Source organism: Gaetbulibacter sp. NE (genome assembly GCF_025548475.1).
Classification (GTDB): domain Bacteria; phylum Bacteroidota; class Bacteroidia; order Flavobacteriales; family Flavobacteriaceae; genus Gaetbulibacter_B; species Gaetbulibacter_B jejuensis.
The window spans coordinates 793,217-816,148 of sequence record NZ_JAOQHY010000001.1; the positions used below are offsets into that span (position 1 = coordinate 793,217).

The window sequence follows — 22,932 nt, forward strand, 5'->3', positions numbered from 1 at the left end:
TCCTGACAATCCAGGAATAACATAAATATGGAAAACAACATTAATAAGATACCTTCTTCCGAAGGTATTCGCAACGATTTATTCTTAAGAGCATTAAAAGGAGAAACTGTTAACCGTCCTCCTGTATGGATGATGCGTCAAGCAGGACGTTATCTTCCTGAATTTATGGAAATAAAAGCTAAGTACGACTTCTTTACACGTTGCCAAACACCTGAGTTAGCAAGTGAAATTACCGTACAGCCTATACGCAGATATGGTATGGACGCTGCCATTTTGTTTTCAGATATTTTGGTTATTCCTCAAGCTATGAACATTGAGGTACAAATGAAACCTAATTTTGGTCCGTATTTACCTAATCCGGTTCGCTCTCAAAAAGATGTCGATAATGTTATTGTTCCTGACGTAACCATTGCATTAGATTATGTTTACCAAGCTATAAAAGCCACCAAAGAAAAACTAAATAATGAGATTCCTTTAATAGGTTTTGCGGGTTCTCCTTGGACCATTTTATGTTATTGTGTACAAGGTCAAGGCAGCAAAAACTTTGATAAGGCTAAAGAATTTTGTTTTACCAATCCTATTGCTGCGCATCAATTACTTCAAAAAATTACCGACACTACTATTGCTTATTTAAAAGAAAAGGTAAAAGCAGGTTGTAATGCAGTTCAGGTATTTGATTCTTGGGGAGGCATGTTGTCTCCTGTAGATTATCAAGAATTTTCTTGGCAATATATTCAGCAAATTATTGATGCATTAAAAGACGATGCTCCTGTTATTGCCTTCGGAAAAGGTTGTTGGTTTGCGCTTAATGAAATGTCAAAATCTGGTGCTTCGGCTTTAGGAGTAGACTGGACATGTTCTGCTAAAAATGCACGCTACCTAACAGGTGGAAATATTACACTACAAGGAAATTTTGATCCTTCAAGATTATTGTCTCCTCCTGCAGAAATTAAAAAAATGGTGCATCAAATGATAAATGAGTTTGGAAAGGATAAATATATCGTAAATTTAGGTCATGGTATACTACCAAACATTCCTTTAGATAATGCTAAAGCGTTTGTTGATGCAGTAAAAGAGTATCATGTTTAAAAATATAGCAAAAGGCATACAAGCATACTTTGGAGCTTTGGGTTTAATTTCAAAACTTAAGCTCTGGAAGTATTTTGCTATTCCTATGGCTATTAGCTTATTTACTGCAATAGTTATAGGACTTTCTGCTTATGGGCTTTCTGATAATTTAGGGTTTTACATCTCAAAAATTTGGGTTTGGGATTGGGGAAAAGAAACTTTTACTACAATTAGTAATGTTATAGGTGGTCTTACTATTATTGTCTTAGGGCTTATTTTATACAAGCATATTATTATGGCATTGTCTGCGCCTTTTATGAGTCCTGTATCTGAAAAAATTGAAGCTTACTTACTAAATATTGAGGAGCATTCTCATAGAAACACTTCGTTTAAAGAGCAACTGTGGAGAGGTATTAGAATTAACCTCAGAAACCTATGTATGGAACTCTTACTTACCATTCCTATTCTTCTTATAAGTTTTATTCCAGTAATAGGATTTTTGTCTAGTATTATATTGTTTTTAGTACAAGCCTACTATGCTGGATTTGGAAACATGGACTACACCTTAGAACGTCATTTTAAATATGGGGAAAGTTTACGTTTTGTTCGTAAAAATAGAGGTGTTGCCATAGGAAATGGTATTGTGTTTATGCTGTTTTTGTTAATTCCTGTTTTGGGAGTTATTTTGGTATTACCGTTTTCGGTTACAGCAGCTTCAAAAGAAACCGTTTCTATTTTAAAAGCCAATAATCATATTTCATCAAACGCTTAAAAATGGTATTGGTTACTGACATATTTAGATTAGAAACGTTACAACCCTCAGACGCTTCAAACTTAAGCCGATTAATGATTTCTAACGGAAAACGATTTCAAAAGTATTTACCAATAACACTATCTCAAAATATTTCTGAAGACGCTTCAAAAGACTATATCAAAAAAAAGAATAGTGAAATACAGAATAAAACCGAATTCACTTTTGCCATAAAAGATAAAGACTCTAATGCTATTGCTGGCTTAGTGATTTTAAAACACTTGGATTATCAATCTAAATTAGGTGAATTCGCATATTGCTTAGGAAGCAAATATTCTGGTAATGGCTGGATGACCAAAAGCATTAAAGCAGTAACAAATTTTGCCTTTTCAGAATTACAATTAAACACGTTGCAAATAGTAGTACATAAAACCAATACCGAAAGTGTAAATGTAGCTGAACGTTCTGGATTTAATTGGGTTAAAACCTTACCAAAAGAGTATGTTTCTGGGAAATCTACTCTAGATATGGAACTTTATGAATTGCATAAAGAAGCCATTTAAAACAATAATCATGAAAGATAAATTCTATCAATATATACAAGATTTACAAAACACTATCACCTCAAAACTCGAGACTATTGATGGTGTTGCTCAATTTAAAGAAGACCTTTGGAAACGACCTGAAGGTGGTGGTGGACGTACTCGTGTTATTGAAAATGGAGCTGTTTTTGAAAAAGGAGGTGTAAATATTTCTGCTGTTCATGGTGCTTTACCTGAGAGCATGCAAAACTATTTTGGCGTAAAAGATGCCGACTTTTTTGCTTGTGGATTGAGTTTAGTGCTTCACCCAAAAAACCCAATGGTTCCAACGGTTCATGCCAATTGGCGATACTTTGAAATGTATGACCAAAACGGAAACATTGTTGACCAATGGTTTGGTGGCGGACAAGATTTAACACCATACTATCTCTTTGAGGAAGACGCAAAACATTTTCACCAAACTTGTAAAACGGCTTGCGACAAACACAATGCAGAGTTTTACCCAAACTACAAAGCACGATGTGATGAATATTTTTACAACACACATCGTAACGAAGCACGTGGTATTGGTGGTTTGTTTTTTGATTATTGCAAAGCAACAGATGAAATGAGCATGGAAAATTGGTATGATTTTGTAACCGAAGTTGGCAATAGCTTTTTAGAAGCTTACGTTCCAATTGTTGAAAAACGCAAACAGCTTCCATACACTGAAACTCAAAGAAATTGGCAAGAAATAAGACGTGGTCGTTATGTAGAGTTTAATTTGGTGCACGATAAAGGCACGTTGTTTGGACTAAAAACAAATGGTCGTATTGAAAGCATCTTAATGAGCTTACCACCTCATGTGCAATGGATTTATGATCATCATCCTGAAACAGGAAGTGAAGAAGAAAAACTAATTAAAGTATTACAAAACCCTAAAAATTGGGTTTAAAATTATAAGGATATGTTCCCACTAAGAAGAAACCGAAGACTTAGAACCAACGAAGCTATTCGAAGCCTAGTTAGAGAAACTATAATTTCACCAAATGATTTTTTAGTTCCACTTTTTGTGGTTGAAGGTAAAGGTGTAAAAGAAGAAATTGCTTCTATGCCAAATTACTTTAGGTATAGTTTAGACCTTTTGGAAAACGAGGTTAAAGAGCTGTGGCGTTTAGGCTTAAAATCAGTATTGTTGTTTGTAAAAGTTCCTGACAACCTTAAAGACAACAAAGGTACGGAAGCGTTAAACCCTAACGGACTTATGCAACGCGCTATAAAAACAGTTAAAAATGCTTGTCCAGACATGTTGGTAATGACTGATGTTGCTTTAGACCCTTATTCTGTTTATGGACATGATGGTATAATTGAAAACGGTGTTATTCTTAATGATGAAACTGCTGATGTTTTAGCTGAAATGAGCTTATCTCACGCTGAAGCAGGCGCTAATTTTGTAGCACCAAGCGATATGATGGATGGTCGTATTTTAACTATTCGCGAAGCTTTAGAAGATAATGGGTTTACAGACACTGGGATTATGAGTTATTCTGCTAAATACGCTTCGGCATTTTATGGACCATTTCGTGATGCTTTAGATTCTGCTCCTGTTGATATTCAAAATATCCCAAAAGACAAAAAAACCTACCAAATGGATCCTGCTAACCGTTTTGAAGCCATTAGAGAAACCGAAATGGATATTGATGAAGGTGCTGATATTGTTATGATAAAACCAGGTTTATGTTATTTGGATATTGTTCGCGAAATCAAAAATGAAGTAGATGTTCCTGTTGCAGTATATCAGGTTTCTGGTGAATATGCTATGCTTAAAGCAGCTGCTGAAAAAGGCTGGTTAGACCACGATGCTGTTATGATGGAGCAAATTACTGCCATAAAACGTGCTGGTGCAGATATAATTGCTTCTTATTTTGCTAAAGATGTTGTGAAAATAATTTCTTAAAAATGAAAAAGGCAATAGTAATATTTACTGCTATTATTGTTTTAGGTATTGCTTTATTGGTTGTTGTTTTAACTACAAATAAAACTCCTGTTTGTGGTGTCGAAGAGCCTCAAAACTTCTGTGGCACAAAAACGTTTTATGATGAAGAAACTTCAGAGGGTAGAGCTATTTTTAATACTAATTGTGCTGCTTGTCATAGGTTAAATAAAATTTCTGATCCACCAATTCTAGAAAATAACATTAAGAATTATACAGTTGAAAGTTTTCAGAAATTTGTAAGAAATGAAGAAAGAAAACGAATTAATCAATTCGAAATTGAATGTATGCCTTTTCCAAATTTAAGTAATAAAGAAATAAACAACCTTTACAATTATATTATTTCTGTTACATACTAAACCAATTTCGTAACTTCGCATTAATCAAACTAAAACACACTAATGGGTTTACTCATACTTTACGCTCTCGTATCTATTTTCTTTTCCTTTTTATGTTCAATACTAGAAGCTGTGCTTTTAAGTGTAACACCAACGTTTATTAATATTAAAAAGAAAGAAGGCAAAGCCTATGCACTTACTCTAGAGACCTTTAAAAAAGATGTTGACAAGCCACTTATTGCCATACTTACACTTAATACTATTGCGCATACTGTAGGTGCAATTTTAGTTGGTGTACAAGCCAAAGTTGCTTATGCCGAACTCTACGGAAGTAATCCTAGTACTGTTTTTGGACTTACAATTACCGAAGATGTTATGGTTGGTATTGTATCTTCTATAATGACGGTTTTAATTCTCGTAGCTTCTGAAATTATACCAAAAACCATTGGTGCAACTTACTGGAAACAACTTGCAAACTTTACCGCAAAAGCTTTAAACGTTTTAATTTTTCCATTAAAATGGACAGGAATTTTATGGTTATTACAACTTACCACAAAACTTATTGGTGGCAAAGGTCATGGTAGTGTTTTAAGTAGAGAAGGTTTTCTTGCAATGACTGATATTGCGCACGAAGAAGGTGTTTTTCATGAATCTGAAAGTAAAGTAATTAGAAATCTTTTGACCTTTAAAAACGTAATGGCAAAAGATGTAATGACGCCTAGAACTGTGATTAAAACAGAAAATGAAAACACAACTATCTCGTCTTTTTTTGCTGAAAACCACAACATTCGCTTTTCAAGAATTCCAGTATACACCAATGATCCTGATAATATTACAGGATTAGTTTTAAAGGACGATGTCTTTAAAGAAATGGCCTTTGATAATGGCGACAAAAAGCTGTCTGACATTAAACGAAACATTATTATAGTGGGTCGCAGCCTGCCAATTCCTGATCTTTTTGAAAAACTTATTGAAAGTAAAAACCATATGGCATTGGTAGTTGATGAATATGGAAGCGTAAGCGGTTTAGTAACTCAAGAAGATGTTATAGAAACTTTACTTGGTTTAGAAATAATGGACGAAAGCGACAATGTTCCTGACCTACAATTACTTGCAAGAAAAAGTTGGGAAACAAGAGCAAAGCATCTTGGACTTTTTGAAGATACTAAAGACGACAACCAATAATGGAAGCCTGTATCATCAAAACACCTTTGGGTTACACCAAAATAACTGGTGATAATGATGGTATTGCAAGTGTAACGGTTTTAAATTCTGAAGAGCAAATCTCTGATATTATTCCTGAGTCTTTAGAAGACTGCGTGTATCAACTCAACGAATATTTTGAAGGCAAACGACAAGTTTTTGATTTAAACTTAAATCCTCAAGGTACCGATTTTCAAAAAACAGTTTGGGACGCGCTTTTAACTATTCTGTATGGAAAAACGATGTCTTACCTAGAACTTTCAAAACAACTTGGAGATGTTAAAGCCATTAGAGCTGTGGCTAATGCTAATGGTAAAAATCCGTTATGGATTATTGTACCATGTCACCGAATTATAGGAACTGATGGTAGTTTAACAGGTTACGCTGGAGGGCTTCATAGAAAACAATGGCTTTTAGAGCACGAAAGTCCTTATAAACAACAATCGTTGTTTTAAAGCTTAAGATACATATCAAAATCAGCTGCTTTCTCAATAACTGTTTTAATTACACTTTCTGAAATTGAATCCTTTTGAGCGTTTTGTTTGTCAACTGAAATTCCCACAAATTCAAAAAATCCTCGAAAGCCTTTTGGGCTATGAATATTAACCCATTTACAAGTTTTATCTGTTTTATTTGAAAACGTATGAACAGTTTTTGGAGGTAAATCAATTAAATCACCCGGTTTTGCAATTTTAACATCTCCATTCAACATAAATTCCATTTCACCTTCAGTAATTAAAAAAGTTTCTGACAACTTATTGTGCATATGTGGTGGTGGACCTTGTGTATGCGCTGGTGTTTCGCCAACAGAAAAATCATAATCTCCTGTAGTTTCATAATTAGTTACCTTATGCCCTAATACCCAAAACGTTTCAATTGTTTTCATTTCGTGAGATTTTTGTCTCACAAATGTATTTTCTTTTTTTGAGTTTTCAAAATTTTATGAGATATTTGTCTCATGAATAATTTTTCTCTCAATACTGGAAGACAATCTCAAAAGAAAAGGACGCGTCAAAATATTTTAGAAACAACACAAAAATTACTTTCCAAAGGTCAGAAATTCACATTAGAAGATGTTGCTAAACACTCCAACACATCAAGAGCAACTGTATATCGCTATTTTTCAAATATAGATATATTGTGTTCTGAAGCGAGTATTGATATAAATACAAAATCTCCAGAAACTCTATTTGAAGAATGCAAACATTTACCACTAACTAATCAAATTTTATACATACAGGATTACTACAATCAATTGTCTATAGATAATGAAGTGGCTTTTAGAAAATATTTAAGCATCTATCTAAAAGAAGACTTTTCAGACACTAAAAAATCTATTAGAGGAGCTAGAAGAACAGCAGCACTTGAGCTTGTGTTAAGCCCTTATAAAAAACAATTAGGTAAAGATTATAAAAATCTAATTGTTTCTGCGACAACTTTAATGGGAATAGAGTCTTTAATAACAACTAAAGATGTCTGTCTTCTTAAAAATAGTACTGCTAAAAAAACTTTGAGTTGGGCATTAGAAACTTTGTTAAAAAACTTTGACCTTAAAAAATTAGAATAATTATATATTGATTTTAGTATATTTATAATCAATAAAACTTATAAATGAAATTCCTCAAAAAACTCCTTAAATGGGTTGCTATTCTATTTGGCTTACTCATAATTACACTTTACGTCACTGACACTGATTACCTTTTAAAAGCTGTAAGAACCATTTACATGAAAGGTCATACAACCGCATATCTAGAAGATTACAAACATTTCGACAATAAACCTCTAGATATTGGAACACCTCAGCCTTGGCCAAATCACAAAGACTATAACTCAGTAAAAGAAACTGAAACCCTTAAAAATGTTAATGCTCAAAACGGTACGATTGCTTACGTTATTATAAAAAATGACAGTATTTGGTTTGAAAACTATTATGATGGTTTTGATGAAGATTCTAAATCCAACTCTTTTTCTATGGCAAAAAGTTATGTGTCTGCTCTATTAGGAAAAGCGATTATGGATGGTTACATAAAAAATCTTGACCAACCTGTTTGCGATTTTATACCAGAATTTTGTGAAGGCGAAGCTGCAAAAATGACCGTTGGCGACTTATCTAGTATGGCTTCAGGAACCAACTGGGACGAACGTTACTACTCGCCATTTTCAATAACTACTCGTGCGTATTTTGATGACGATTTAACCAAGGTGATGACAGGCTTAAAAGTAGTTAGAGAACCTGGTACATCTTACAAATATGCCAGTGGTGATACTCAAATGCTAGCTATTGCAATAGAACGTGCATCTGGAAAAAAATTATATGACTATCTAACCGAAAGTTTTTGGGAACCTTTAGGTAGCGAAAACCAAGCACTTTGGCAAGTAGATAGTGAAGACCACGATTTGGTTAAAGCCTATTGTTGTATAGCAAGTAATGCTAAGGACTTTGCAAGAATGGGTAAATTGTATAAAGACCATGGTAAATGGAATGGGAAGCAGTTATTGGATTCGGCATTTATAGCTAAATCTATTACACCTCGTTTTACTGAAAGCCCAGAGTATGGATATGGATGGTGGCTAAAAACAGTTGGCGATAAACACTTTTTTATGATGCGTGGTCATCTAGGACAATATGTTATTGTTGAACCAAATGACAATGTTATTATAGTTCGTTTAGGACACTCTAAAGGCCCTGGAGATGCTGTGGCATCTTTTACACCTGATATTTCAGCGTATATTAATGAAGCCTATAAAATGTTAGAACAATAAATTGTGATTAGTAAACTAAATCTTGAAAACATTCTCTTTTTGGATATTGAAACTGTTCCAGAGACACCTCGTTTTTCAGATTTAGACGATACTAAGCAAGCTCTTTGGGAAGCAAAATCAAGGTACCAAAGACAAGACGAATACACTGCTGAAGAATTTTATGATCGCGCAGGAATTTGGGCAGAATTTGGTAAAATAGTTTGCATATCAGTAGGCTATTTTAAAATGCAAGGAGATGTTAGAACCTTTAGAGTAACCTCTTTTCATGGTGATGAGATCAAAATTTTAAAAGATTTTAAAAACTTATTGATTACTCATTTTAGTCAAAACAAGCATTTGCTTTGTGCTCATAACGGAAAAGAATTTGATTTTCCTTACATAGCAAGACGAATGATTATTCATAATATAGAATTACCCTATAAACTCAATCTTTTCGGAAAAAAACCTTGGGAAGTACCTCACCTAGACACTCTTGAACTTTGGAAATTTGGTGATTACAAAACCTATACTTCTTTAAAGCTTTTAACTAATGTTTTAGGTATTCCTTCGCCTAAGGATGATATTGATGGTAGTGAAGTTTACAGAGTGTATTATGAAGAAAATGATATTGACCGAATTGTTACTTATTGTGAAAAAGATACAATTGCAGTAGCACAAATATTACTTCGATTGCGTGGTGACGAACTGCTGCATGATAACGAGATTATTCATATTTAAATACCTCTAAAAAATAAAAAAGTCCGAATTTAAAATTCGGACTTTTTTGTTGGTAGACTTATTTTACTCTTTAATAAATCGTTTTACAACAATTTTATCTTCAATAGTAAACCTAACTTGATAAACAGCTCCTTTTAAATTTGAAACGTCAATTTTATTGTTGACCACCTCTCCTTTAGCTACTGTTTGACCAATAGTATTGTAAATTTCATATGCAATATTGCTATGACTAGTTTGAATATTTAACACATTACTTTTTACTGGGTTAGGATACAATTTAATATCATCAAAAACATCTGCTATATCTTCTCCTTTTGAAGTCTCAGTTTTAGCACTTGTTGCTGTTGTTAAATTAATAGCATCTATTGCTAAATCGGCTTGCCAAGTACTAGCTACAAATCTGTTAAAGCGTAATTGAATACTTTCACCAATATATGCAGATAAGTTTACCGTTTGTGATTGCCAAGAGTTACCTTGATTACCTGATTGACTCCATAGACTAGTCCAACTAGCTCCATTGTCATTACTAATTTCTAAGTCAATAGTTCCCATATCAGCAGCTCCATACATATGATATTGAAAACTAAACGAAGCTGATACCACTGCACTTAAATCAAAACAAGGAGATGTGATAATTGCTCGTTTATTAGGGTAACCCGTATTTTGACCCGAAGCCTCAACATAGATATAGTAAGACCCTTGAGCAGCACTTGATGGTCCTGTACCACTAGATGGAGTTCCATTTGCATCAACTGTCCAATCTAAATCGTCAGATGAAGATTGACTCCAAGCTCCAATTGTGTTTTCAAAACTTTCAGAATAAGGATAAGAGCTAATACCACTAACACAACCGTTACCTCCTGTGCTTCCATTTTCAGATAAACTAATATCATCAACAGCAACATCAGCTTGCCATGTTCCGCCTACAAAACGATTAAAACGTAATTGAACTGCTGAACCTACATAACTTGAAAGGTCTACACTAGCAGTTTGCCATGCATTTCCTTGGTTTCCTGATTGATTCCAAATACTACCCCAAGAATTTCCACTATCAGTACTAATTTCTAAATCAAGAGTTCCCATATCAGCAGCTCCATACATATGATATTTAAAACTAAACGTAGCATCAGATAAGCCACTTAAGTCAAAACAAGGTGAGTTTAATATTGCTCGTTGATTTGGATAATTAGGGCTAGAAGCCTCAACATACACATAGTAAGATCCTTGGAAAGCGCTTGAAGGTCCTGTATTGCTTGACGGTGTTCCATTTGCATCTACTGTCCAATCAACATCATCGCTAGTTGATTGTGTCCATGCACCTAAAGTATTTTCAAACCCTTCGGTATAAGGGAAAGACGAAATTCCTCCTGAACAGCCATCAGGTGCTTCGGTTACAGTAACAGTTCTAGTAACTTCTGCAGCGGCATTACCTGCAGCATCACTAACATTATACGTTACTACATAAGTACCAACAGAACTTGTATTTACCACATCTCCTCCAATAACAATATTTGCTGTAATATCGCCATCAACATTATCAGTAGCAGTAGCTCCTAACTCACTATATGTTGAACCCTCAACTAAATTAATTGCTGAAGCTCCATTAAGTGTTATAACAGGCGCAACTGTATCTGGTCCTGAACCTTGAATCACAACTGTATAATCTTCAACTTCACCATAGGTAAACGACTCACATGCAGTTGGAACTCCATTATATTTCATAGACACGCGCATTCTTGTTGCGTTTTCTACTGCATTTGTTGGAATAGTAAATGTTCCAGAAACTGGTGTTGTTTGTGTTGGTGATTGTGTCCACACTTGCTCTCCTGCATCATTAAAATCTCCATCTCTATTGTAATCTATCCATACCGAATATGCTTCGTTATAGGTTGTTCCTGTCCAAGTTGGTGTTACAGTAATTGTATATTGACTTCCCTTAGTTAAGGTAGTTGAAATACTAGTAAAATCTGAATAGAACTGAGCTCCTGAGCTATTATCAATAGTGTTTAGCTGTACCCTACTTATATATTCATCATTTACATTTGAACTTGTAGATGAACAGTATGTAATCTGTACATCTTGAGTAGTAACATTAACTGTATTACTTTGCGAAGACATATTTCCTGCTGCATCTAACGCAGTTACATAAAACGTATACGTTGTACTAGGACTCAACCCATTTACTTGATAGCTTGTTGAAGGCGTAGATACTATTAAGCTTCCATCTTGATAAACATTGTAAGCCGTTACACCTACATTATCTATTGAAGCATTCCAGTTTAAATCTGTTGATGTGTCAGTCGTATTTGATGCAGTCAAACTTGTTGGTGCTGTTGGTGCCTGAGTATCTGGAGGACTTAAAGTAGTTACATTTGCTGTATTACTAGCACTAGATTGATTTCCTGCTAAATCAAAAGCAACTACATTAAACGCATAAGTTGTACTAGCCGTTAATCCTGTAACTTGGTAATTTGTAGCAGTAACTGTTGCTATTACACTTCCATCTTGATACACATCATACCCTGAAACACCTACATTATCAGTTGAAGCATTCCAACTTAAATCTGTTGTAGTTTGAGTTGTATTGAACGCTGTTAAACTTGTTGGTGCAGTTGGCACTTGTGTATCTGGTTGTACTAACGTTGTTACATTAGCTGTATTACTTTGTGAAGAGGTGTTACTTGCAGCATCAAATGCAGCTACATTAAAACTATACGATGTTTCTGGTGATAAGCCTACAGCTTGATATGTAGTTCCTGAAACTGTTGCAATATTAACTCCGTCCTGGTATACATAATATCCAGCAACACCAACATTATCAGATGAAGCGCTCCAACTTAAATCTGTTGTGGTTTGTGTTGTATTAGAAGCTACCAAATTTGTTGGAACTGTTGGTACTTGTGTATCTGGTGGGTCTAAGGTAGTTACGTTAGCTGTATTACTATTATTCGATTCATTTCCTTCAGCATCAAAAGCAACCACATAAAACGCATAAGTTGTACTAGCCGTTAATCCTGTAACTTGGTAATTTGTACCAGTAACTGTTGCTATTACGCTTCCATCTTGATAGACATCATAACCTGTAACTCCAACATTATCGGTTGAAGCATTCCAGCTTAAATCTGTTGTGGTTTGAGTTGTATTTGAAGCAGTAAGACTAGTTGGTGCACTAGGAGCTTCAACATCTGGTCCTGAACCTTGAATAATAACTGTGTAATCTTCAACTTCACCATAGGTAAACGACTCACATGCAGTTGGAACTCCATTATATTTCATAGACACGCGTATTCTTGTTGCGTTTTCTACTGCATTTGTTGGAATAGTAAATGCTCCAGAAACTGGTGTTGTTTGTGTTGGTGATTGTGTCCACACTTGTTCTCCTGCATCATTAAAATCTCCATCTCTATTGTAATCTATCCATACCGAATATGCTTCGTTATAGGTTGTTCCTGTCCAAGTTGGTGTTACAGTAATTGTATATTGACTTCCTTTAGTTAAAGTTGTTGATATACTTGTAAAATCTGAATAGAACTGAGCTCCTGAGCTATTGTCAATTGTGTTTAGCTGTACTCTACTTATATATTCATCATTTACATTTGAACTTGTAGATGAACAGTAGTTTAATTGCACATCAGTAGTTGTGAAATTAATAATACTACTATAAGACGATGTAGCGTTATCAGGACAGACACTTCTTAGTCTTGCATCATACTGCGTTAATGTAGCTAAACCAGATAAGTTAGTAGATACTCCATTTACAGATAAGGTTGTCCATGTTGGCGCTCCAGTTTCCCTATACTGAACATCGTAAGACGCTCCAGGAACTGCATCCCAGCTTAATGTCGCTGAGTTAGAGCCTATATTAGATGCTGATAACCCAGTTGGAACTGTTGCATTACAAACCACTTGTCCTGCAATTGTAAAATTGCTGTTTGAGATGTCAAAAAATATATTATTTGAACCTCTAACCATAACTCTGTTTTGATTTCCTTGGTTATTAGGAACTATAATATCATGTGAACCATCGTTTGGAACACCAGATGCTAACGAAATTGGATAAGTATCTCCGCCATCAGTAGATAAGAAAATATCAACATTAGCAGCATTAACTCCGTTTCCGGTTGTACCTGCAACATCCCAAGTTACGGTTTGAGTTGTACCTGCGTTCCATGTAACATTTGTATTTGGTGAGTTAACCACAAATGGTCCTGCGTTACTGTTTACAGAAACAACCATGTCGTCACTATTATTAGTTCCTCCTCCTATTTGATTATCTCTAACGGTCAATCTAAAATTTAAAGTTCTTGCTACATTAGGTACCGCTTCCCATTGCCACGATGTATTACCTGCTTTTATGGTAGATAATCTTGGAAAGTATCTTTTATTGTCAGTTGTTGGGTTATATGATCTAAACGCAACTCCACTAGTTGCATTAACACTTGGATAAGTTGTAGATGCATTGTTTTCATCATATTGTTCCCAGCAATAGGTTAGTACATCTCCAGAATCAGCATCGGTTGCTGAACCTTCTAATACAAATGGAGTTCCTCTTGGAATAGTATAATTAGCTCCCGCATTTACAACCGGAACAGCATTACCTGTATTTGTATTTGTTTGGCAACTTGTAGATTTAATATAGTCTGTTACCTGCTCAATTGAAACTGCATGGAAATAAGGGTCACTATTTGATTGTACGTCTGTTGCACCTGTAATTCCTGCATAACCCATAATTGTTGAACCACTTCCTGGTTCCATTTGTGCATTTGTGCCTTCATTTCCATTGAAAGTCCAAGTGTGATTTGCTCCAAACTGATGCCCAATTTCATGAGCAACATAATCAATGTCAAAAGGATCTCCTTCAGGATCAGTTCGCGATGTAAATGCACTACCTTTTTGACCATTTACACAAACACAACCTATACATCCTGCGTTTCCATTATTAGAAGCTCTTGCAAATAAATGACCTATATCATAATTAGATTCTCCTATTACACTAGTAAGGGTAGACTGTAACTGACTGTTATAACTTCCATTACTATATGGATCAGTATTAGCGTTTGTATAGATTACGTCATCATTATTGCCAATTAAAACCATATTAACATTAAAGTCGTTTTCAAAAACACCGTTAACCCTAGTCATAGTTGCGTTTATCGCTGCCAATGCTGAGGCTTTTGTACCTCCATGATATTGTGTGTATTCTCCAGTAGCAGAAACCGCAAGTCTATACGTTCGTAGTATACCATCATCGGCATTTCTCATAGCCATTTGAGGGTTTTGACCATTTAAACTAGAGTTCATTTGCGCTGTAACTTCACATTCAAAATCATCTGAAAAATCAATTTTATCTGCTCTTTTATAAACTGTATAATATGATAAATCGTCAGTTATAGCTTCAATAAATGTTGCATATTTATCAGCAGCTAATCGCATAGATTGAAAACCTAAATGAGAAACACTAAATCGTATTGTTAAAGAAGGATCCTCAACACCTTTTCCTATATAAGATTTAATGTTAGGATACTTTGCAGCTAACTCTGGACTAAAGACAGGAGCTTCAAATATTTTAAAGCGTTCGTGTTGTCCTTCAGAATTAGGAAAAGATAAAACAACACTTGATGAATTTAATGAAGAAGACCTTAATGGCGCTCTTTTAAGCGCATGTTTTAAACTTTCAATGTCTAAAACATAGCTATTTGCTCTAGGCAAATTTGCTTTTGAAGGTTTGATCTTTTCACTACTATTAAGTGATTGTTTTTGCCATAAAGATTTGTTTTGAGCCATAGCAATGCTCATACTCATTGTAAAAATGAGTAAAAGTAATTTTACTTTCATCATTTAGGGATTTAAGGGTTATTGACAGAATTTTTGTTAATTATTTATTAAAAGTAATATTTAAATTCAAAAATTTAACTGTTTTGTTGGTAACTTCGCAATAAAAGTTGATTTTTACGGTTTTTCCGTAATGCATCACAAGAAATGTCTTACATATTTCAATAAGCAATCTTAAACCTCAAAATTTCATCTTAAAATTTGATTACATTTACACATGTCCAAATCAAAATTACTTTCGGTTAACGACTTGTCTATCTCATTTTCTTCAAATTCAGGAGAAAAAGACATTATCAAACACATTTCGTATACGCTTTATGAAAATGAAATTTTAGGAATTGTTGGAGAGTCTGGTTCTGGAAAATCAGTATCTTCTCTAGCTATTTTAGGGCTTTTGCCTAATAAAATATCAAAAATAACTTCTGGTGAAATTGTATTTAACAACCTTGATTTAACACAATTAAAACCTAAAGCTTTTGAACATATTAGAGGCAATGATATTGCAATGATTTTTCAAGAACCAATGAGTTCGTTAAACCCTTCTATGACTTGTGGCAAGCAGGTTTCTGAAATTATTTTAAAACATACCTCACTTTCAAAAACTGAAGCTAAAGCAGAAACTTTATCTCTTTTTGAAAAAGTAAAACTGCCATTACCTGAACGTGTGTTTAGCGCATATCCTCATGAAATTTCTGGCGGACAAAAGCAACGTGTAATGATAGCCATGGCTATTGCATGTAAACCCAAAATACTTATCGCTGACGAACCTACAACAGCTCTAGACGTTACTGTTCAAAAAGAAATTATTAAACTCTTAAAAGAGCTTCAAAAAAACGAAGGCATGAGCATTATTTTTATTTCTCATGATCTCGCTTTGGTCTCAGAAATTTCGAACAGAATTGTTGTTATGTACAAGGGTGAAATTGTTGAGCAAGGTGATGTTAATACAGTCTTTAAAACACCGGAACACATTTACACAAAAGCATTAATAAATTCAAAACCTTCATTGGATGTTAGACTTAAAACCCTACCAACCATTAGCGATTTTATTAATAAAACTACTGATTATACTGTTGTATCTACTGAAGAAAGACAAATAACTCATAAAACTATTTACTCAAAACCTCCATTGCTTGAAATAGTTAATTTGGAAAAAGAGTATTTCTCAAAATCTGGATGGTTTTCTAAGCCTACAGTTTTTAAAGCGGTTAATAATGTAAGTTTTAAATTGTACAGTGGAGAAACTTTGGGGCTTGTTGGAGAATCTGGTTGCGGTAAGTCAACATTAGCAAATGCCATTTTATTATTAGACAAAGCATCAGCTGGTAAAATCCTATATAATGGAGTTGACATTAATACCTTATCAAAATCTAAAATCAGAGCTCTTAGAAAAGACATCCAAATTATTTTTCAAGACCCTTATGCTTCGTTAAATCCTAGACTACCTATTGGTAAAGCCATAATGGAACCTATGAAAGTGCATCGTATAGGAACTTCAAATAATGAAAGGAAAGAGAAAGTAATGGACTTACTAGAAAGGGTTGGTTTAGATAATGATTCTTTTTATAAGTATCCACATGAGTTTTCTGGTGGGCAACGTCAACGAGTAGGTATTGCAAGAGCTATAGCATTACAACCAAAGTTAATTATCTGTGACGAATCGGTTTCGGCTTTAGATATTTCGGTTCAAGCACAGGTATTAAATCTTTTAAACGAGTTGAAAGAAAACTTCAACTTTACATATATTTTTATTTCGCACGACTTATCTGTAGTGAAATATATGTCAGACCAATTAGTGGTTATGAATAAAGGTGAAATAGAAGAAATGAATGATGCTGATGAAATTTACAACTCTCCTCAGAAAGAGTACACAAAAAAATTAATTCATGCCATCCCAAAAGGGTTATAGCATGAATATTTTTTTGGTTAACGCTAAGATGCTTCTCACTAATCTTAACGTGCTTTGAAAGGTTGAAAAAATCTTGCTTTCAAAAAAAGTAGGTCTTGGTAGATTTGGGGCTACATTTTTCATAAGTAGAAATTTATGATAGATTTGGGGAAAATCATAAATTAAGTTTATGACAGATTTGGTTAATTATTTAGTTTCGATTTGGTTTTGCTAATATGAAATAAACTTTTGAATAAATCGGCTTAAATACATAAAAAATCGATAAAAAGCATAAATTTTTAACATTTAAACGATTGTCTGAAGATTTTTCTTACAAATATAAGTTGTAAAAAAATAAAGCCACTTAAAAAAAGTGGCTCAATTTATTATAGTTTATATTGAATTTTAAACGTCCATTTCAGGAATATCTCCTTCTACAATTAAACGACCTTCGGTTGCATTTTTAATAGCTTCAACCGAAACACCTGGAGCTCTTTCTAAAAGTTTAAAACCTTCATCGGTTACTTCTAAAACAGCCATATTGGTCACAATCTTTTTTACGCATCCCACACCTGTTAGCGGTAATGAACATTTTTTTAGAAGTTTAGATTCACCTGCTTTATTAGTATGCATCATTGCTACAATAATATTTTCGGCACTTGCAACAAGATCCATTGCGCCTCCCATACCTTTTACCATACGTCCAGGAATTTTCCAATTGGCTATATCTCCATTTTCAGCAACTTCCATAGCACCTAGTATTGTTAAATGAACATGCTTACCTCTAATCATTGAAAAACTAGTAGCAGAGTCAAAAAAACTAGCTCCTGGTAGTGTGGTGATAGTTTGCTTTCCAGCGTTAATAATATCAGCATCTTCATCACCTTCAAAAGGAAAAGGTCCCATACCTAAAACACCATTTTCACTTTGAAATTCAACCTCAATATCATCTCTTACATAATTGGCAACCAAGGTTGGTATTCCAATACCAAGGTTAACATAATAACCATCTTGCACTTCTTTTGCTATGCGTTTTGCAATTCCGTTTTTGTCTAACATAATTAATCTCTTTGTCTTACTGTGCGTTGCTCAATTCGTTTTTCATAGTCTTTTCCTTGGAAAATGCGCTGTACAAAAATTCCAGGGATATGTATTTGATTTGGATCCAATTCTCCAATAGGTACCAGCTCTTCAACCTCAGCCACAGTTATTTTGGCTGCACCACACATTACTGGGTTAAAGTTTCTTGCTGTACCTTTAAAAATTAAGTTACCAGCCTCATCACCTTTCCAAGCTTTTACAAAAGCAAAATCGGCTTCAAAGGCTTGTTCTAGCACATACATTTTTCCATTAAACTCTCTTGTTTCCTTGCCTACCGCAACTTCGGTTCCATAACCTGCAGGAGTGTAAAATGCAGGAAAACCAGATTGAGCAGCTCTACAACGTTCAGCTAAAGTGCCTTGAGGAATAAGCTCAACTTCGAGTTCTCCAGTTAGCATTTGGCGTTCAAACTCATCGTTTTCTCCTACATAAGAAGACACCATTTTTTTTATTTGATGTTTTTGAAGTAATAATCCCAATCCAAAATCGTCAACACCTGCATTGTTAGAAATACAAGTCACACCTTTTACATTGCGTTTAACCAATTCAGAAATACTGTTTTCAGGAATACCACAAAGCCCAAAACCACCAAGCATAAATGTCATATTATCAGAAACACCTTTGAGCGCTTCTGTGACATCTGCAACTTTTTTATTTATCATTTTTAAGAATATTTTCTACCGAAAAATACAAAATAAAAAAGCCATTCTAAAATGAATGGCTTTTGATTTTTTTAAAAGTTTATGACTCCATCTAAATCCTCATCAATTGACTGACTTGCACCTTCATCGGGTTGATAATTGTCACAATCAACTTGTATGGATAATTCATTAGGTTTTTCAAAATTACCTTTAGAAATTCCTAGCTCTGGATTTTCATAACAACTCTTCATATACAATCCCCAAATTGGTAATGCCATAGACGCTCCTTGGCCATAAGTAATAGTTTTAAAGTGAGCTGCTCTATCTTCGGCACCAACCCAAACACCTGTTACTAAATTTGGCACCATTCCCATAAACCAACCATCACTTTGGTTTTGTGTAGTTCCTGTTTTTCCAGCAATTGGGTTATCAAAACCATAAGGATAACCTGTGATTATTTCTTTATATACTTGAGTATTTCCTGCCCAAGTATGTCTTAATCTAGTACCCGAACCACCTTGGGTAACACCTTCCATAAGATTAACGGTTACATAGGCTACTTCTTCACTTAAAACGTCTTTAGACTCTGGAGTAAACTGAAATAATACTGTACCATTTTTATCTTCTATTCTGGTCACCAAAACAGGCTTGTTGTAAACTCCTTTATTTGCAAAGGTTGAATATGCTGCAACCATTTCGTAAACACTTAAATCTGGTGTTCCTAATGCAATTGCAGGTACTGGTAAAATTTCTTCTTCAACGCCTAAGTTTTTTGCCATATCAATAACTGGTTGCGGACCAACTTTATCCATTAGTCTTGCAGTAATAGTGTTTGTAGAATTGGCTAAAGCGTTCTTTAATGTTTTAAAACCTCCATATTTTCCATCAGAATTTTTAGCAGTCCAAGGCTCTGGATTTCCATACTTGTTAGCTTCTATTGTAATTTGGGTATTTGGAAGCGTGTCACAAGGTGAAAGGTGCAATTGGTCAATTGCTGTGGCATATACAAAAGGCTTAAACGTTGAACCTACTTGACGCTTTCCTTGTTTTACATGATCATACTGAAAGTGTTTATAATTGACTCCTCCAACCCATGCTTTTACATGTCCTGTTTGAGGATCCATGGACATCATACCTGTATGCAAAAATGATTTGTAGTAACGCATAGAGTCTATTGGTTTCATGATGGTGTCAATTTCTCCTTTCCATGAAAACACTTCCATTTGTGTAGGTTTATCAAAAGACTCGATAATTTCTTTATCAGATTTTTTCAAATCATATTTCATGTGCCTCCATCGTTCTGACTGACGCATACTGCGTTTCATTAAAGCATCGATCTCGTCCAAGTCTAATTCTAAAAAAGGAGCTGTTGGGTTTCTATCTGGTGTGTTTTGATGGTCAAATTCAGCTTGCAGCCTTGGCATGTGCTTTTGCACAGCGTCTTCGGCATACTGTTGCATTCTAGAATCTATTGTGGTATAAATTTTTAATCCGTCGTTGTATAAACTCCATTTTTCACCATCTGGTTTTGGATTATCTTTAATCCACTGCTTCATAAAATCCCTTAAATATTCTCTAAAGTAAGTCGCTATTCCTGCATTGTGGGTTTCTGGAGTGTAATCTAAATCTAATTCGGTTTTTTGTAATGAGTCCTTTACTGTTTCATCAATAAACTCATATTTATTCATTTGAGCTAAGACTACATTACGTCTATTTTTAACTCCAACAGGATTTCGCCTAGGATTGTACAATGATGAGTTTTTGAACATTCCTACCAACATTGCAGATTCTTTAAGGTTTAAGTCTTGTGGTTCTTTTCCAAAATAAATTCTTGATGCACTTCTTATACCATCAGCATTATTACCAAAATCATAAATATTGAAGTATTGAGCGATAATTTCTTCTTTAGTATATTGACGTTCTAATCTTGTAGCAATTATCCATTCTTTAGCTTTTTGTAATACACGCTCTATAATGTTTTTTGAACCTTCTCCATGAAATAACTGCTTCGCTAATTGCTGCGAAATAGTACTTGCTCCTCCTCCACTTCCAAGTTTTATTGCAGCTCTTAATGTTCCTCTAGCATCAATTCCTGAATGGTCATAAAAACGCGCATCTTCGGTTGCAATTAAAGCATCAACCAAGTTTTTTGGTAGCTCGCTATAATCAACAGGTGTACGGTTGTCGTCAAAATAGAATTTCCCTAGGGTTTTTCCGTCAGAAGAAATAATTTCGGTTGCTAAATTTGTTTTAGGGTTTTCTAAAACCGTATGATCAGGCATTTCACCAAAAACGCCCCAAGATGCTAATAGAAATATTAAACCTATTGAAAGGATTCCTCCTAAAAATACGATCCAAAACCAACGTATATACTTTGAGAAATCGTTCGTTTCTTGTTTTTTTGAAGCTGCTTTTTTAGCCATAATCAATTAGTATTTGAATGTTCTATTCTAAATCCTACTTCAGTAATTCCTTCTAGATTTTCTACTCCATCAACTTTACCGTTTTCTCTCATTGCTTGCTGAATTTTAACCGTATATTCTCCTACTTCATTAAATACAAATGGTTTTTCATAACCTTTATACCAAAGTTTATTTTCTTTAACATCGGTAAATCCTTTTCCTAAAAAAGTGCCATCTGGAGCAGTCATATCATACTCTAGAGTATCTTTTTGAACCTTACCGTTTGGGTAGTTCATTTCAACAATAAGAAATAAATTACTGTACTTATAACTATTGTTGTTTCTTAAATTGAGAAATAGATTATAAGTATTGGTTGAATCTGGAGGTGTTACATTAAACGAAACTACTGAGTCTTTATTCCATTGGTTAGGTACAGTTTGGTACTCATCAAAAACAAGATTGGAATCGCATGAGCAACAAAGGATACTCATTATAAGTGCAATACAACTATTTTTTAGCATTATTTCGAGACTTGTTATTTCGTTTTTGTTTCCCTCTATTATTTCTACGTTTCTTTTTACGTTTTGGACTATCAAAGCGTGTTAAACTATCTTGACCAACAACGTTTTCAAAAGCAACTTTAGTATCTTCAAGTAGTTCAACTGCGTATTCTTCAAGGCTTGCAACCTTTTGCTTTTTCTTATTTTTTTCTATGATTTCATTAGCTTGGTCAGTAGTGAGCTTATGCCAATTCATCCATTCGCCTTCATAAGCATACCACATATGGCCTTTAAAAATATCCGTTTTTTGGCAAACTGCTGTTCCTTTTTCTGTATGAAGTTTAATTTCAGTTTTAGGAAATTGCTTTAGTGCTTCTAGATAAGCGTCTAATTCATAGTTTAAGCAGCATTTTAACTTTCCGCATTGTCCTGCTAATTTTAATGGATTAAGCGATAACTGTTGGTAACGTGCTGCTGAAGTACTTACAGACCTAAAATCTGTCAACCAAGTTGAGCAGCATAATTCTCTACCACAAGAGCCAATACCACCAAGTCTTGCAGCTTCTTGACGAAAACCTACTTGCTTCATCTCAATACGTGTTCTAAACTCTTTAGCAAATACTTTTATAAGTTCTCTAAAGTCCACACGCTCTTCAGCAGTATAATAAAACGTAGCTTTACTAGCATCTCCTTGATATTCGATATCAGAGATTTTCATTTTTAGCTTTAAGTCAATCGCAAACTGTCTTGCTTTAACTTTCATAGCTTCTTCTTTATCTCTTGCAGAAGACCAAACATCAATATCTTTTTGGTTGGCTTTACGGTAAATTTTTAAGACTTCTTCTTCGTCATTAATGTCAACCTTTTTTCGCTTCATTTGAATTCTTACCAATTCTCCTGTAAGCGTTACCATACCTATATCATGTCCTGACTTAGCTTGAGTAGCAACTACGTCTCCAATGCTTAATGTTAAGTTCTCAGTGTTTTTATAATATTGCTTTCTTCCATTTTTAAACCTAACCTCAACACCAATAAAAGGTTCTTCTCCATTAGGTAAAGACATGTTTGCCAACCAATCAAAAACAGTTAGTTTATTGCAGCTATCTGTTCCGCATGTTCCATTATTCTTACATCCTTTTGGTTGACCATCTTTACCAGTTGAGCAACTGTTACAAGCCATAAAATTTTATATAAAATTCAGTAAACCAATTGGT

At 34.4% G+C, this 22,932-nt stretch carries 19 protein-coding genes; 12 read left to right on the forward strand and 7 right to left on the reverse strand.

Translation table 11 applies throughout. The features are described 5' to 3' along the window. Positions 1-27: 27 nt before the first annotated feature. Genes hemE through OD803_RS03700 form a run of 8 tightly spaced genes read left to right on the forward strand, consistent with a single transcriptional unit; the run spans position 28 to position 6,329 of the window. Positions 28-1,089 carry a uroporphyrinogen decarboxylase gene (gene hemE, locus OD803_RS03665; protein ID WP_129759700.1) on the forward strand — a complete coding sequence of 354 codons (1,062 nt, stop codon included), beginning with the start codon at positions 28-30 and terminating at the stop codon, positions 1,087-1,089. Next, positions 1,082-1,840: an EI24 domain-containing protein gene (locus OD803_RS03670; RefSeq protein ID WP_262732390.1), complete on the forward strand. Its 759-nt coding sequence runs from the start codon at positions 1,082-1,084 to the stop codon at positions 1,838-1,840. The genes hemE and OD803_RS03670 overlap by 8 nt, the downstream gene beginning before the upstream one ends. Positions 1,841-1,842: 2 nt before the next feature. After that, positions 1,843-2,382: a GNAT family N-acetyltransferase gene (locus OD803_RS03675; protein ID WP_262732391.1), complete on the forward strand. Its 540-nt coding sequence runs from the start codon at positions 1,843-1,845 to the stop codon at positions 2,380-2,382. 10 nt (positions 2,383-2,392) lie between these two features. Continuing rightward, on the forward strand, positions 2,393-3,295 hold the full coding sequence (hemF, locus tag OD803_RS03680) for an oxygen-dependent coproporphyrinogen oxidase (RefSeq protein WP_134198395.1): 903 nt from the start codon (positions 2,393-2,395) through the stop codon (positions 3,293-3,295). A gap of 12 nt (positions 3,296-3,307) precedes the next feature. After that, positions 3,308-4,297 (forward strand): porphobilinogen synthase, encoded by a 990-nt coding sequence (gene hemB, locus OD803_RS03685; protein ID WP_262732392.1) that lies wholly within the window; start codon positions 3,308-3,310, stop codon positions 4,295-4,297. Positions 4,298-4,299: 2 nt separating this feature from the next. Further along, positions 4,300-4,692: a cytochrome c gene (locus tag OD803_RS03690; protein WP_262732393.1), complete on the forward strand. Its 393-nt coding sequence runs from the start codon at positions 4,300-4,302 to the stop codon at positions 4,690-4,692. A gap of 42 nt (positions 4,693-4,734) precedes the next feature. After that, entirely contained in the window at positions 4,735-5,856 is a 1,122-nt protein-coding gene (locus OD803_RS03695; protein WP_129759706.1) for a CNNM domain-containing protein, read from the forward strand. Next, positions 5,856-6,329, forward strand: coding sequence for a methylated-DNA--[protein]-cysteine S-methyltransferase (locus OD803_RS03700; protein ID WP_262732394.1), 474 nt, complete (start codon positions 5,856-5,858; stop codon positions 6,327-6,329). The genes OD803_RS03695 and OD803_RS03700 overlap by 1 nt, the downstream gene beginning before the upstream one ends. Here the strand turns inward: OD803_RS03700 and OD803_RS03705 are convergent. Then, on the reverse strand, positions 6,326-6,760 hold the full coding sequence (locus OD803_RS03705; RefSeq protein ID WP_262732395.1) for a cupin domain-containing protein: 435 nt from the start codon (positions 6,758-6,760) through the stop codon (positions 6,326-6,328). The two genes, OD803_RS03700 and OD803_RS03705, sit on opposite strands and share 4 nt — an antisense overlap. A 72-nt stretch (positions 6,761-6,832) precedes the next feature. Here OD803_RS03705 and OD803_RS03710 point away from each other — a divergent pair, with 72 nt between their 5' ends. Genes OD803_RS03710 through OD803_RS03720 form a run of 3 tightly spaced genes read left to right on the forward strand, consistent with a single transcriptional unit; the run spans position 6,833 to position 9,354 of the window. Next, positions 6,833-7,441, forward strand: coding sequence for a TetR/AcrR family transcriptional regulator (locus OD803_RS03710; RefSeq protein WP_262732396.1), 609 nt, complete (start codon positions 6,833-6,835; stop codon positions 7,439-7,441). Positions 7,442-7,485: 44 nt separating this feature from the next. Further along, positions 7,486-8,637, forward strand: coding sequence for a serine hydrolase domain-containing protein (locus tag OD803_RS03715; RefSeq protein WP_262732397.1), 1,152 nt, complete (start codon positions 7,486-7,488; stop codon positions 8,635-8,637). Positions 8,638-8,640: 3 nt separating this feature from the next. Continuing rightward, entirely contained in the window at positions 8,641-9,354 is a 714-nt protein-coding gene (locus OD803_RS03720; RefSeq protein ID WP_131506322.1) for a 3'-5' exonuclease, read from the forward strand. Positions 9,355-9,417: 63 nt separating this feature from the next. Here the strand turns inward: OD803_RS03720 and OD803_RS03725 are convergent, their stop codons facing one another. Continuing rightward, on the reverse strand, positions 9,418-15,189 hold the full coding sequence (locus OD803_RS03725; RefSeq protein ID WP_262732398.1) for a reprolysin-like metallopeptidase: 5,772 nt from the start codon (positions 15,187-15,189) through the stop codon (positions 9,418-9,420). Between the two features lie 214 nt (positions 15,190-15,403). Here OD803_RS03725 and OD803_RS03730 point away from each other — a divergent pair, with 214 nt between their 5' ends. Then, complete coding sequence (locus OD803_RS03730) at positions 15,404-17,095, forward strand: ABC transporter ATP-binding protein (protein ID WP_262732399.1); 1,692 nt, start codon at positions 15,404-15,406, stop codon at positions 17,093-17,095. Between the two features lie 384 nt (positions 17,096-17,479). Here OD803_RS03730 and OD803_RS03735 read toward each other — a convergent pair whose 3' ends face one another. The 5 genes from OD803_RS03735 to OD803_RS03755 form a co-directional block, all read right to left on the reverse strand. Next, positions 17,480-18,133, reverse strand: coding sequence for a 3-oxoacid CoA-transferase subunit B (locus OD803_RS03735; protein ID WP_131506325.1), 654 nt, complete (start codon positions 18,131-18,133; stop codon positions 17,480-17,482). 2 nt (positions 18,134-18,135) lie between these two features. Then, positions 18,136-18,837, reverse strand: a complete 702-nt coding sequence (locus OD803_RS03740; protein ID WP_129759713.1) for a CoA transferase subunit A — start codon at positions 18,835-18,837, stop codon at positions 18,136-18,138. Positions 18,838-18,908: 71 nt separating this feature from the next. Next, positions 18,909-21,239, reverse strand: coding sequence for a penicillin-binding protein 1A (locus OD803_RS03745; RefSeq protein ID WP_262732400.1), 2,331 nt, complete (start codon positions 21,237-21,239; stop codon positions 18,909-18,911). 2 nt (positions 21,240-21,241) lie between these two features. After that, positions 21,242-21,739, reverse strand: coding sequence for a gliding motility lipoprotein GldH (locus OD803_RS03750; protein WP_129759715.1), 498 nt, complete (start codon positions 21,737-21,739; stop codon positions 21,242-21,244). Next, entirely contained in the window at positions 21,726-22,898 is a 1,173-nt protein-coding gene (locus OD803_RS03755) for a PSP1 domain-containing protein (RefSeq protein ID WP_262732401.1), read from the reverse strand. The genes OD803_RS03750 and OD803_RS03755 overlap by 14 nt, the downstream gene beginning before the upstream one ends. Positions 22,899-22,932 lie beyond the last annotated feature (34 nt).